Origin of the sequence: Luedemannella flava, from assembly GCF_039528515.1 — a bacterium.
GTDB lineage: Bacteria > Actinomycetota > Actinomycetes > Mycobacteriales > Micromonosporaceae > Luedemannella > Luedemannella flava.
Genome location: NZ_BAAALT010000111.1, coordinates 68,146 through 80,520, shown reverse-complemented (window position 1 = coordinate 80,520; position 12,375 = coordinate 68,146). Strand labels below are relative to the sequence as shown.

Annotated in this window: 14 protein-coding genes; 10 read left to right on the top strand and 4 right to left on the bottom strand. The window is 72.5% G+C overall.

Annotation, left to right across the window (positions count from 1 at the left end; translation table 11 throughout):
• From ABD211_RS19060 to ABD211_RS19050, 3 genes are all read left to right on the top strand, one after another.
• Positions 1-583: DUF6113 family protein (locus ABD211_RS19060; RefSeq protein ID WP_344133415.1), on the top strand; the 583-nt coding region annotated here is incomplete at its 5' end.
• Positions 584-1,097: 514 nt separating this feature from the next.
• Positions 1,098-2,879 carry a VanW family protein gene (locus tag ABD211_RS19055; protein ID WP_344133440.1) on the top strand — a complete coding sequence of 594 codons (1,782 nt, stop codon included), beginning with the start codon at positions 1,098-1,100 and terminating at the stop codon, positions 2,877-2,879.
• A gap of 78 nt (positions 2,880-2,957) precedes the next feature.
• On the top strand, positions 2,958-3,422 hold the full coding sequence (locus tag ABD211_RS19050; RefSeq protein ID WP_344133412.1) for a hypothetical protein: 465 nt from the start codon (positions 2,958-2,960) through the stop codon (positions 3,420-3,422).
• Here ABD211_RS19050 and ABD211_RS19045 read toward each other — a convergent pair.
• Complete coding sequence (locus tag ABD211_RS19045) at positions 3,412-4,380, bottom strand: GNAT family N-acetyltransferase (protein WP_344133409.1); 969 nt, start codon at positions 4,378-4,380, stop codon at positions 3,412-3,414. The genes ABD211_RS19050 and ABD211_RS19045 overlap by 11 nt on opposite strands.
• 96 nt (positions 4,381-4,476) lie before the next feature.
• Here ABD211_RS19045 and fdxA point away from each other — a divergent pair, with 96 nt between their 5' ends.
• Genes fdxA through ABD211_RS19030 form a run of 3 tightly spaced genes read left to right on the top strand, consistent with a single transcriptional unit; the run spans position 4,477 to position 6,720 of the window.
• A complete protein-coding gene (gene fdxA, locus ABD211_RS19040; protein WP_344133406.1) occupies positions 4,477-4,797 on the top strand; it encodes a ferredoxin in 321 nt (106 codons plus the stop codon).
• Between the two features lie 8 nt (positions 4,798-4,805).
• The gene (gene dapC / locus ABD211_RS19035) at positions 4,806-5,927 is read left to right on the top strand and encodes a succinyldiaminopimelate transaminase (protein ID WP_344133402.1); all 1,122 of its coding nucleotides are present in this window, start codon (positions 4,806-4,808) and stop codon (positions 5,925-5,927) included.
• Positions 5,928-5,931: 4 nt separating this feature from the next.
• Positions 5,932-6,720: a DeoR/GlpR family DNA-binding transcription regulator gene (locus ABD211_RS19030; RefSeq protein ID WP_344133399.1), complete on the top strand. Its 789-nt coding sequence runs from the start codon at positions 5,932-5,934 to the stop codon at positions 6,718-6,720.
• A 5-nt stretch (positions 6,721-6,725) separates the two neighbouring features.
• Here the strand turns inward: ABD211_RS19030 and dapD are convergent, their stop codons facing one another.
• Positions 6,726-7,616 (bottom strand): 2,3,4,5-tetrahydropyridine-2,6-dicarboxylate N-succinyltransferase, encoded by an 891-nt coding sequence (gene dapD, locus ABD211_RS19025; RefSeq protein WP_344133437.1) that lies wholly within the window; start codon positions 7,614-7,616, stop codon positions 6,726-6,728.
• A gap of 70 nt (positions 7,617-7,686) precedes the next feature.
• On the opposite strand from dapD, the gene dapE reads away from it, so the two are divergent.
• On the top strand, positions 7,687-8,769 hold the full coding sequence (gene dapE / locus ABD211_RS19020) for a succinyl-diaminopimelate desuccinylase (RefSeq protein ID WP_344133396.1): 1,083 nt from the start codon (positions 7,687-7,689) through the stop codon (positions 8,767-8,769).
• A 400-nt stretch (positions 8,770-9,169) separates the two neighbouring features.
• On the opposite strand, the gene ABD211_RS19015 is transcribed toward dapE, so the two are convergent.
• A complete protein-coding gene (locus ABD211_RS19015) occupies positions 9,170-9,496 on the bottom strand; it encodes a hypothetical protein (RefSeq protein WP_344133393.1) in 327 nt (108 codons plus the stop codon).
• Positions 9,497-9,686: 190 nt separating this feature from the next.
• On the opposite strand from ABD211_RS19015, the gene ABD211_RS19010 reads away from it, so the two are divergent.
• From ABD211_RS19010 to ABD211_RS19000, 3 genes are read left to right on the top strand one after another with little or no spacing between them, the layout of a single operon-like run.
• The gene (locus tag ABD211_RS19010) at positions 9,687-10,541 is read left to right on the top strand and encodes an LOG family protein (protein WP_344133390.1); all 855 of its coding nucleotides are present in this window, start codon (positions 9,687-9,689) and stop codon (positions 10,539-10,541) included.
• A complete protein-coding gene (locus tag ABD211_RS19005; protein WP_344133387.1) occupies positions 10,542-11,084 on the top strand; it encodes an LOG family protein in 543 nt (180 codons plus the stop codon).
• A gap of 10 nt (positions 11,085-11,094) precedes the next feature.
• A complete protein-coding gene (locus ABD211_RS19000) occupies positions 11,095-11,433 on the top strand; it encodes a nuclear transport factor 2 family protein (protein WP_344133384.1) in 339 nt (112 codons plus the stop codon).
• Between the two features lie 28 nt (positions 11,434-11,461).
• Here the strand turns inward: ABD211_RS19000 and folP are convergent, their stop codons facing one another.
• Positions 11,462-12,367: a dihydropteroate synthase gene (gene folP / locus ABD211_RS18995; protein ID WP_344133381.1), complete on the bottom strand. Its 906-nt coding sequence runs from the start codon at positions 12,365-12,367 to the stop codon at positions 11,462-11,464.
• Between the last annotated feature and the right edge of the window lie 8 nt (positions 12,368-12,375).

Here is a 12,375-nt window from a genome sequence, read left to right as displayed (position 1 = left end):
GGCGAAAGATGGCGGCACGGCCGCCGGGGGCGCGGCGGTCGACGATGCCGCGAAGGCGGGTGCGGCGACGGCGGGCGGGGCGGTGCGGGCCGGGAAGGTCGCGGCACCGGCCGGCGATCCCAAGCCGGCCGACAGGTCCAAGCCGGCCGACCCGGCCGTGGGCCAGGCTCCGGGCGAGGGTTCCGAACCGGGGGAGATGCTGCCGCCGTCCCGGTGGCTGCTCATGACGGTGCGGGTCGTCGGCACGATCGTGGCCGTCTCCGCGTCGGTGCTGATGGCGACGTTCGGCGCGTTCCTCACGCCGTTCCGGATCGGCGGAGTCCTGATCCCGGTCGCGCTGGCGGTGGCGATCGTGGCGCCGGTGGGGATCATGCTGTTCGCCCGCTACGTCACGGGCCGCGGGCTGCCGGTCATCCTGGCCGGGGTGGCCTGGGTGGTGACCACGTTCCCGTTCGCCAACCGGCGTACGGAGGGCGACCTGGTGCTCTCCCAGCAGTGGGTCGCCGTTCTCTACCTGTTCCTCGGCCCGATCGTGGTCGCGGCCATCTGCTACCGCGTCCTCATCCCACCCCGCCGCGCGTAGCGCGCCCCCGGCTCGGCCTCAGTCCGGCGCCATAGCGCTGGAATGCGGACCCATTCCGGACCTGAGGCGCCATAACCCGGTGACTCCCACACCGTGCACCACCGGATCTTGGATGGCAGGCCGGCGGCGGTGGCCCGTATCGCGGGACCCGCCGACGTATGGCCAGTAACGTGCGGAACTCATCGCGCGATGACCACACGAAATTGGCCAAACGTTACTACTCGGGCCGGCGATGGCACTTGATCAAGTGCGTGGGACGGGCATCCGGCGTCTGTGCGGTGTGCGTGGTTTGTGTGTGTTTTGGGGCTGTCTCGACGGGTTTTGGTATTAGGCATGTCGCATCTGGGGGCGCGCACCCAGGTATCCGCAGAATTGCCGCATACCCTCGTAGGAGTTCATGACCCCGGCAGATTGGTGCATGTCCGTCGTGACTGAGCCGACGTCCCACCGCGACCTCCCCACCGATGCGGACCAGCCGACCGTCCCGATTCCGGCCGATGACCAGCCCACCGTGATGATGCGGGCCGTTGAAGAGCCGACCCGGCTGATCCCCGCCGTCGACGGCGCCGAGCGGCCGACCGCCGAGATCCCCGCCGTCCGGCCCCGGGGCGCACACACCCCCGCCGGCGGCGGCCGCCGGATCCTCGGCCTGCCCAGACCCGCCTTCGCCGGCGTCGCGGCCCTCGCCGGGCTGGCGGTCGTCGGTGGCGCGCTGACCGCGCTGGACGCCAAGGACCAGGTGCCCATGCACACGCGCGTACTCGGCATCGACATCGGCGGCCGGAGCGAGAAGGACGCGACCCGGGAACTGGTCAACGGGCTGGGTGACCGGGTGCAGAGCCCGCTCACCGTACGCATCGGCGACCAGACCACCACCGTCGACCCGCAGCGCGTCGGCCTCACCCTCGACGTCGAGGCGACCGTCGCCCGGGCGGCGGACTCGGCCCCGAACCCGATCAAGCTGATCTTCGGTCGCGACGTGGCACCCGTGGTGAGCGTCGACGCGGAGAAGCTGGCCGACGCGGTGGCCCCCACCGCGACGAAGGCCGGCCACGCGATGACCCTGCCGAAGATCACCTTCTCGGGCCTCACCCCGAAGGCCACGTACCCCGTGGCGGGCGAGGGCGTGACCCAGGACGCCGCGGCCGCGGCCGTCACCTCCGGCTGGCTGCGTCAGGCCGAGATCGTCATGCCGCTCACCGTGATCACCCCGAAGACCTCGGCCGCCGACGTGGACCACCTCCTCGCTGAGGTGGCCGAGCCGGCCGTCGCCGCGCCGGTGACCGTGAACACCGACCGTGGCTCGTTCACGGTCAGCCGCCAGGCGATCGCCAAGAGCCTCGTCCTGAAGTCCGACAAGTACGGCCTGATCACGCCGAAGGTCTCCGAGCCGAAGCTGCGCGCGGCGCTGGCCGACGAGCTGGCCGGCGTCGAGATCCAGCCGCAGGACGCGTCGGTGCGCCTCGCCGACGGCACCGTGAAGATCATGGCGAGCCAGGGCGGCGAGCTGGTCGACACCGAGCAGCTCGCCAAGGACCTGCTGACGATCCTGGGCCAGGAGAGCGGGCGCAGCGTGGCCGCCGCCGTCGAGGCCGTCGCGGCGAAGACGACGGAGTCCGACCTGGCGGCGTTGGGCATCAAGGAGCAGGTCTCCACCTTCACCACGCACTTCTCCGGCGGCGAGGACCGCAACCGCAACATCATCCAGGTGGCCAAGGAGGTCGACGGCGCGGTCGTGAAGCCAGGCGAGACGTTCTCGCTCAACGGCTACACCGGCGAGCGCTCGTACGCCCAGGGCTACATCGACGCGCCCGTCATCCTCGACGGGAAGCTGGTCAAGGCGGTCGGCGGCGGCATCTCGCAGTTCACCACGACCCTGTTCAACGCGTCGTACTACGCCGGCCTGGAGGACGTCTTCCACAAGCCGCACAGCTACTACATCTCGCGGTACCCGTCGGTGATCGAGTCGACGATCTACTACCCGACGCTGGACATGAAGTTCCGCAACAACACCCCGTACGGCGTACTCATCGACACGTCCACGACCAGCGACTCGGTGACCGTCACGATGTGGAGCACCAAGGTCTACGACAGCGTGACGACCGAATGGGGCCCACGTCGCGACGTGACGCAGGCCAAAACGGTGCACCTCAAGGACGCCGGGTGCGTGCCGGCCGTGGGCGGCATCGGCTTCGCGCAGGACGCGTGGCGGGTCATGAAGTCCGACGGCAGGGAGGTGGCGCGGGAGAAGTTCTCCTGGCGCTACGACGCCGAGCCCCACTTCGTCTGTGACTGAGCGGGCGCTGGGAAATTGCCAAGAGAAGGCGGTCCGGGCATCGACGCGACGGTGGGTCCGGGGCTAGCATCCCGGGCCATGAAGAACCGTTGGGTGCCCATCGGCGTGCTCACCGTCGCGCTGTTCGTCATCAACGCCGCCGCGCGGCTGGTGACCCGGCTGGCCGACATCGCCGACGAGGACGCGCAGACCAAGCTGGGGCTCATCGCCGTGGCCGCCAGCGCCGTCGTGATGGTGGCGGCTGCCGCGTGGTGGACGGTCCGGCACCCGGCGGGTCGGGTCGTGGCCGACCTCGGCGCCGCCGGCATCGTGGGCGCGCTCCTCACGGCGCTGATCGGGCCCCTGGTCGGCGGCGTCGGCCCGTTCGCCGGTGGTCTGGGCAACTTCGTCGCCCAGGTGCTGCTGTTCCTCGGCATCACGGCGGTCGGTGGCCTGCTCGGCTACCTCGGCGTGGTGGCCCTGGGCCGCGACTGGCGCAGCCGTGGTCTCAAGCGCTACGCGGAGAACTACAGGTCGCGTCCGCGCCGCGTCGTCAAGAGCTGACGGGCGCCGTCAGCGTTACGTACGGGTGGTGGGTGGTGAACCCCAGCCGGGCGTAGAGGCCGAGCGCCCCGGCGTTGTCCGCGAGCACCTGCAGGGCGGCGCGGTGGGCGCCCTGCGCCACCGCCCACTCGGCGAGCGCGCGGGCGACCTGCTGGGCCAGCCCTTGCCGCCGGTGCGTCGGGACGACCTCGACGAGCGACAGCACGAGCCACCCCCCGTCCGCGGAGAGGGCGCCCCGGCCGAGCGCGGCGAGCGTCCGGCCGTCGTACACCTCCGCGAAGCGGACCTGTGGTGCCCCGGTGAGGATGTGGTGCGCGGCGGCCGGCAGCGTGCCCTTGCGGCCGGCCACGGCCGCCAACCAGGTCGGCGACGGCGTTGCCGCGAGGTCGACGCTCGGCAGGTCCGGCCGGGTGGGCACGGCGGCGAGCAGCGCGTCCAGCGACGCGGTCTGCACCAGCGTCGTCGGCCACGGGTCCCAGCCGCGGGCCAGCAGTTCGTCCTGCACGGCGCGGCAGACGGGCATCGGCACGGAGATGGCGGGCCGCACGCCGTGTGCTGAATACCACGCCTCGACGCGGTCCACCGCCTCGGTCAGCGGCATGCCCGGGTCGCCGAGGGGGAGGGCCGAGTTCCCCCGCGCGGTCCAGCCGTCCGCGGCCCGCAGCAGCCAGTCGCCGAGCTGTTCCTGGGCGGGCGCGGGCCAGGTGGTCGCCGCGGCCCGCTCGACGGCGATGATCTCCGAGTACCTCGTGGGGCGGGGCGGGATCGGCTTGGCCGCCGCCACCTCGGTCAACTCGTGCGTGTGCGACCGGCCGTCCTCCGTGCGCAGCACGAGTCGCTCGCCGTCGATGGCCAGCAGATCGCCGGTGAGATCGGTGAACGTCGGCCGGCCGGCCGCGCCCACGCCCAGCCGGAGCCGGATGACGACCCGGTTGCCCAGGTCGGCGGATGAGATCAACGGTGCCTCCCCGATGTCGCCGCCACGCAGACGGATACTAGGCTGAGAACGGCCGCAGAATCATGCGGCGGGAAGTCGCTGTGGAGAGGAACACCGGTGACCTACATCATCGCCGAGCCGTGCGTCGACGTGCTGGACAAGGCGTGCATCGAGGAATGCCCGGTCGACTGCATCTACGAGGGCAACCGGATGCTCTACATCCACCCCGACGAGTGCGTCGACTGCGGTGCGTGCGAGCCGGTCTGCCCGGTCGAGGCGATCTTCTACGAGGACGACGTGCCGGAGCAGTGGCGCGACTACACGGGCGCCAACTACGAGTTCTTCGAGGACCTCGGCTCGCCCGGGGGCGCCTCGAAGCTCGGCAAGGTCGACAAGGACGCCACGTTCGTGGCCGCCCAGCCGCCGCGCGAGCACTGACACTTCCCGTGGCCGCGACGCGGGCCGCCCGCTCCGCCGCCCTGCCCGACTTTCCGTGGGACCTGCTGGCCCCGGCGAAGAAGCGGGCGGCGGCGCATCCCGGCGGCCTGATCGACCTGTCCATCGGCACCCCCGTCGACCCGGTGCCCACGGTCATCCGTGAGGCGCTCGCCGCGGCGTCGGACGCCCCCGGCTACCCGCTGGCCGCCGGCTCCCCGACGCTGCGCGCGGCCATCGGGGAGTACGCGGCGCGCCGCTGCGGCGCCGGCGACGGGGTGGGCGTGCTGCCCACGATCGGCTCGAAGGAGCTGGTCGGTTGGCTGCCGATCCTGCTCGGCCTGGGCCCGGGTGACACGGTCGCGATCCCTTCGGTGTGCTACCCGACGTACGAGGTGGGCGCCCGGATGGCGGGCGCCTCCGTCGCCCGCGCCGGCTCCCCGGCCGAGCTGGACGCGATCGACGGCCCGGTCGGCCTGATCTGGATCAACTCGCCCGGCAACCCCAACGGGCGCGTGCTGCCCGCGGCCGAGCTGGCCGCCGTGGTGGCGTGGGCGCGCGCGCACGGCGCCGTCGTCGCGAGCGACGAGTGCTACCTGGAGCTCACGTACGACGGTGGGCCCACGCCGGTCTCGGCCCTCGACCCGGCCGTGCGCGGCGACGCGCTCGACGGCGTCATCGCCGTGCACTCGCTGTCCAAACGCTCCAACCTCGCCGGCTACCGGGCCGGGTTCGTCGCCGGCGATCCGGCCGTCGTGGCCGAGCTACTGGCCGTGCGCCGGCACCTCGGCATGCTCATGCCCGCCCCGGTGCAGGCCGCCATGGTGGCCGCGCTGAGCGACCAGGCGCACGCGGAGGAGCAGCGGCAGCGCTACGCCGCCCGCCGCGAGGTGCTGCGCGCCGCGCTGACCGGCGCCGGCCTGCGCATCGAGGACTCGGCGGCCGGGCTCTACCTGTGGGCCACCCGCGACGAGGACTGCTGGACCACTGTGGACTGGCTCGCCGGGCGCGGCATCCTGGCCAGCCCGGGCGCCTTCTACGGCCCCGCCGGCGTCCGGCACATGCGCTTCGCGCTGACCGCCAGCGACGAGCGGATCGGGGCCGTCGCGGCGCGCCTGTCGTCCGTATCCTGACGGCGTGAGTGAAGCGTTGCCGCTCGTGGAGCGGCACGAGCGGATCGTGGCGTATCTGGCGGGTCACGGGTCGGCCACCGTCGAGGAGCTCAGCGCCGCGTTCGCGGTGTCCGCGGTCACGATCCGGTCCGACCTCCGTTCACTGCAAAGGCAGTTGAGGGTACGCCGCGCGCGCGGCCACGCCATCGCGATCGAGCCGCCGTCCGGCGGGGCGCCGCGCGGCGCGGACGACGGCCTGCGCGCGCTCGGCGAGGCGGGGGCCCAGCTCGTCACCCCCGGGGACGTGGTGCACCTGGACGCGTCGCCGGGCGCGGTGGCGGTCGCCGAGTCGCTGGCACACGGGCGTACTCCCTGGGGTGATGACGCGGCCGTGACCGTCTGCACGAACGCCCTGGCGGTCGTGGCCGCGCTGCGCGGAGCCGCCGGCGTACGGGTCGTGGCGGTCGGGGGGACGCTGCACGAGTCATCGGGCGCGTTCGTGGAGCCGCTGCTCGGGCACGCCTTCGGCTATCTGACGGCCGACCTGGCCTTCTTCGGCTGCGAAGGGCTGGACCCGGACGGCGGGGTGACCACCGGGCACCACGCGGTCGCGGACGTGACGCGACGGTCGCTGGCCAACGCGCGCCGGCGGGTGCTGCTCGCGCCCGCCGACGTGCTGGGGCACCGCGCTGCCGTGCCGGTGTGCGATCTGCGCGGCGTCGACCTGATCCTGGCCGTCGCGCCCGGCCCGGCCGGCGCGGCGCTGCTCACTGAGATCGCGCGCACCGGCCCGGCCGTGCGGACGGTGCGCTGAGGCGCCTACTGGTTGGCGTGCAGGGCCTCGTTCAGCTCGATGCCGGTGCCCTTGCGGGGGCGGGCCTCCAGGGCCCCGGTCACCGAGTTGCGCCAGAACAGCAGGCCGTTCGCGCCGGACAGCTCGCGGGCCTTGACCACCCGGCCGTCGGGCAGGGTGAGCTTCGAGCCGGCCGTGATGTAGACGCCCGCCTCCACGACGCAGTCGTCGCCCAGCGAGATGCCGATGCCCGCGTTCGCGCCGATGAGGCAGCGCTCGCCGATGACGATGCGCTCCTTGCCGCCACCGGACAGGGTGCCCATGATGGACGACCCGCCGCCCACGTCGGAGCCGTCGCCGACGACGACGCCGGCCGAGATCCGGCCCTCGACCATGGAGGTGCCGAGCGTGCCGGCGTTGAAGTTCACGAAGCCCTCGTGCATGACCGTGGTGCCGGCCGCGAGGTGCGCGCCGAGGCGGACCCGGTCGGCGTCGGCGATGCGGACCCCGGCCGGGGCCACGTAGTCGACCATGCGCGGGAACTTGTCGATGCCGTACACGACGAGGCGGCGGCCCGCGCGGCGCTCGGCCAACTGCAGGTCGGAGACGGCGTCCGGCAGGCACGGGCCGGCTGACGTCCAGGCGACGTTCGTCAGCAGGCCGAAGATGCCGTCGAGGTTGACGCTGTGCGGCCTGACGAAACGCGCGGAGAGCAGGTGCAGCCGCAGGTAGACGTCGGACGCGTCCGTCGGCGGGTCGGCGAGCGAGCCGATGGTCACCTCGACGGCGCCCTCGAGCTTGTTGGGGTCGTCGGGGCGCTCACCCAGGCCGAAGGAGCCGGTCGGGAACCAGGTGTCGAGCACCTGGCCGTCGGCCGTGACAGTCGCGAGGCCGTAGCCCCACGCCGGGCTGTCCATGATGTTCTCGGGCTGCACGGCGGTTACGCTACCGGGTCGCGCGGGGCCGGGGCGGGTAGGGTCCATGGTCATGACAGCCGCGCTGACCCCGCAGATCCTCGCCGACCCCGTCGCGTTGACGCGCGCGCTGGTCGATATCGAGTCCGTCTCCGGCAACGAGCAGGAGATCACCGACGCGGTCGAGGCGGCGCTGCTCGCCGCCGGTCAGCTCAGCGTGTCCCGGCTGGGCAACGTGGTGTGCGCGCGCACCGACCTCGGCCGGCCCAGCCGGGTGATCCTCGCCGGGCACCTGGACACCGTGCCGATCGCGGACAACTTCCCGTCGACGGTCGCCGGCGACCTCATGTACGGCTGCGGCACGTCCGACATGAAGTCCGGCTCGGCCATCGCGCTGCACCTGGCCTGCACCGTTTCCTCTCCTGAGTACGACGTGACGTACCTCTTCTACGACTGTGAGGAGGTCGAGTCGGAGCGCAACGGGCTGTTCAAGGTCAGCCAGCAGCAGCCCGACTGGCTGGAGGGTTCGTTCGCGATCCTGCTGGAGCCGACGCACGGTCTGGTCGAGGCGGGCTGTCAGGGCACCATGCGGGTGATCGTGCGTACACACGGCACGCGGGCGCACGCGGCGCGGTCCTGGCGCGGGCACAACGCGATCCACGACGCGGGCGAGGTGCTGCGCCGACTGTCGGCCTACCAGGCACGGCAGGTGACCATCGACGGCTGCGGCTACCGGGAGGGCCTCAACGCGGTGCGGATCGCGGGCGGTGTCGCGAGCAACGTGATCCCGGACCTGTGCGAGATCGAGGTGAACTTCCGCTTCGCCCCCGACCGTTCGGAGGAGGCGGCGCTCGGGCACCTGCGCGAGGTGTTCGCGGGGTTCGAGCTGGAGGTCACCGACTCGGCGCCCGGCGCCCTCCCCGGCCTGGACCGGCCGGCCGCGCGCGGCTTCCTCGACGTGGTCGGCGAGACGCCGGTCGGCAAGCTGGGGTGGACGGACGTGTCCCGCTTCGCGGCGATGGGCATCCCGGCGCTCAACTTCGGCCCCGGCGACCCGAACCTGGCTCACAAGCGCGACGAGCACGTCGAGATTCCCAAGATCCGTACGGGCGCGGACCTGCTGCGCCGCTGGCTCACCACCGCGCCGACGACCTGACCGGGCCGGCCACCCGCGCCCGGGCGGCTCCGCGCGCCAGATGTGAGCATGTGGCGGGCTGCGACGGCGCGGGCTCACCAGATGTGCGCATGTGGCGGTTCGGGGCGGGGGCCGCTCCGCCAACTGTGCACATGTGGCGAGCCCGGTGTGCCCTGGCTTCGCCAGGTGCTCACTTTTGGTGGGCGAGGGGTTGCGGCCCACCAAAAAGCTCACGTTTGGTGGGCTGGGCGTGGGCTTGCCTCGCTGGATGTTCACATTCGGCGAGCCGCTGAGGCCGTGGAGGCGTCAACTGTGCGCATGTGTGATGGGTAGGGGCGGGCTGTCCCGCCAGAAGGCGCTTCTGGCGGGGCGCCCGTCCTCGCGGGCCAGACGTCACCACGTCGGGCGGGGTGGCGTCTGGTCAGGGGCAGGCGGGCGGGGGTGGGGTCATCGCGCGGGGGCGGCGGCGGGCGGCCGTCGGCTTGGCCTCGACCGGGGGTGCGACCTGGGCGTGCGGGCGGCGGCGCTGACCGCCGAGCGGGCGGGCGACCGCGACGGGCGCGGCGGCGACCGCCGGCGCGGCCTGCGGTGCGGAACGGGCGGACTCCACTGTGGAAGCCGTCGCGACGGGCAGCGCGGCCTGGGCCAGTGCCGCGGCGTACGACACGCCAGCTCGCCGGATCGCGACGAGCTCGCGGATGCGCCGGTGCATCTGGCGCCTCCTGCGGGCGATTTCGTTACGGGTCATCCGTGACCTCCCCCCATCCGGCCCGCCCGGTCGGGGCGGGTCTGGTCCTTGTGTTGCCCGGTGCCGTGTGGATCGTCTGTTGACCGCCTGCCTTCTGAGAACGTCGGGACAAGCTCACCTTGGATGACGCCATGGTGTCGCAGATCGTTCCCGATTCCAGACAGCGTTGCGCTTTCGTTACGGTGACGCCATGGCCTTTACAAATGGCGGGAACCGGGCGGACGACGAGCAGCGCCCCGCAGCCGGTCCCGAGCGGCACCGTGGCCCCGTCACGCTGCGCCGTGACGCGACGAAAGAGACCACCGCTGACCAGTGGCTTCTCGACTCCCGGGGGCGTGCCGACTGGAAGCAGAAGGACGCCTGGCGGGCACTGCGGATCCTGTCGGAGTTCGTGGAGGGGTTCGACTCGCTGGCCGACCTGCCGCCGGCCGTCAGCGTGTTCGGCTCGGCCCGCTCGAAGCCGGACAGCCCCGAGTGTGAGCTCGCCGAGGCGCTCGGCGGCGCCCTCGCGCGCGCCGGCTACGCGGTGATCACCGGCGGCGGGCCGGGCGTGATGGCGGCGGCCAACCGGGGCGCGGCCGACGCCGGCGGGCTGTCCGTGGGCCTCGGCGTCGAACTGCCGTTCGAGCAGGGCCTCAACGACTGGGTGGACCTGGGCATCGACTTCCGCTACTTCTTCGTGCGCAAGACGATGTTCGTCAAGTACGCCCAGGCCTTCGTGGTGCTGCCGGGCGGCTTCGGCACGATGGACGAGCTGTTCGAGGCCCTGACCCTGGTGCAGACGGGCAAGGTCACCCGCTTCCCGGTCGTGCTGCTCGGCGCGGCGTACTGGCGGGGGTTGCTTGACTGGATCCAGGAGACGATGGTCTCCGAGGGCAAGATCAGCCCGGACGATCTGGACCTCGTGTGCGTCACCGACGACGTCGACGAGGCCGTGCGGCACATCGTCGCGGCCGACGCCGCGCTGGTCGCGGCCCAGGCGGCCGCGGCGCAGGCGCAGCAGGCGGCGCGGGAGAGCGCCGCCGCGTGGCAGCGGGAGGCCTGAATGGCGGCGGTGTGCGTGTTCTGCGGGTCGTCGACGGTGCTGGAACCGCGGTGGCTCCGGTTGGCGGCCGACGTCGGTGCCGCACTGGCGGCGCGCAAGCACGTCCTGGTCTCGGGCGGTGGCCGGGTCGGGATGATGGGCGCGGTGGCGACGGCCGCCCGTGCGGGCGGAGGCCACACGGTCGGCATCATCCCGCAGTCGCTGGTCGACCTGGAGGTCGCGGACACCGAGGCCGACGACCTGGTCGTCACGGAGGGCATGGCGGCCCGTAAGACCGTGATGATCGACCGGGCCGACGTGTTCCTCGTCCTGCCCGGCGGGCTCGGCACGCTCGACGAGCTGTTCGAGGTGTGGACGCTCGGCACGCTCGGCCTGCACGACAAGCCGATCATCCTGCTGGACGTCGACGGCTTTTATGCCGGTCTGATGGCCTGGCTCTCCGAGGTCGCCCGGCAACGTTTCGTCGGCGTATCAGCCATGAGTCTGCTTCACGTTGTCTCAACGGTGGATAGTGCACTCGACGTTATCGAGCGGGTCGACTAGCCTCCCGGCCATGGCTGAGCCAGACCTACGGACCCTTCTCGAACATCACGTCGAGCAGTTCAACGAGGCCGTGCGCACCGGCGACTTCGCCCAGTTCGGCAAGGGCTTCGCCGATGACGCCGTGCTGCGCTTCGACGGGGTGCCGGTCGGGCCGTTCCGGGGACGGCCGGCCATCGTGGACGCGTACGTGACCCAGCCGCCGATGGACACCATGGCCCTGACCTCGATGGAGGAGATCGGCGGCGACGCCGTGCGGGCGTCGTTCGAGTGGGACGCGGGCGGCACCGGCAACCTGTTCCTGCGGTGGGCCGGCGCGGACGTCGTCGAGTTGGTCATCGCTTTCGACTGACCCCGCGCCCCGTAAGTTTCGAGCCGACCTACGCCAGGCCCCGACGGGCCACGGCGGGTGGCCGTTCCCCCCGGATCGCGGCGACCATGTCGAGCACCTGGCGCGTCTCGCGGACCTGATGGGCCCGGAACACCCGGGCGCCCAGCCACGCGGAGACCGCGGTGGCGGCGAGCGTGCCGGACAGCCGCTCCCCTACCGGCACGTCCAGGGTCTCGCCGACGAAGTCCTTGTTCGACAGGGCCACGAGCACCGGCCAGCCGGTCGCGACCATGGCGTCGAGGCGGCGGGTCAGCTCCAGCGAGTGCCGGGTGTTCTTGCCGAAGTCGTGCGCGGGGTCGATGAGGATGCCGTCGCGGCGTACCCCGGCGGCCAGAGCCTTGTCAGCCAGGGCGGTGACCGTCCCGATCACGTCGCCCACGATGTCCTCGAAACCGACGCGGTGCGGCCGGGTCCGCGGCGTCAGCCCGCCCGCGTGCGAGCAGACCAGGCCGGCCCCGGTGGCGGCGGCCACCTCGGCCAGCCGGGGGTCCGTGCCCGCCCAGGTGTCGTTGAGCAGGTCCGCGCCGGCCGCGACCGCCTCGGTGGCCACCTCGGCCCGCCAGGTGTCGATCGAGATGATCACGTCAGGGTGACGCTGGCGCACCGCGGCCACGGTCGAGACGGTGCGGCGCAGCTCCTCCGCGACGTCCACCTCGGCCCCCGGGCCGGCCTTGACCCCGCCGATGTCCACGATGTCGGCGCCTGCCGCGACGGCCGCGTCCACCGCCCGCAGGGCCGCGTCCTCGGCGAAAGTTGCACCCTGGTCGAAGAAGGAGTCCGGGGTACGGTTCACGATCGCCATGACAATGGGCTCGTGTGGTGCGAAGACGCGGCGCCCGAGGCGGAGATCGGCCTGTCCAGTTTGGGGTTCTTGTGCTGCGCGGCTAGCTTGCATGACGCCAG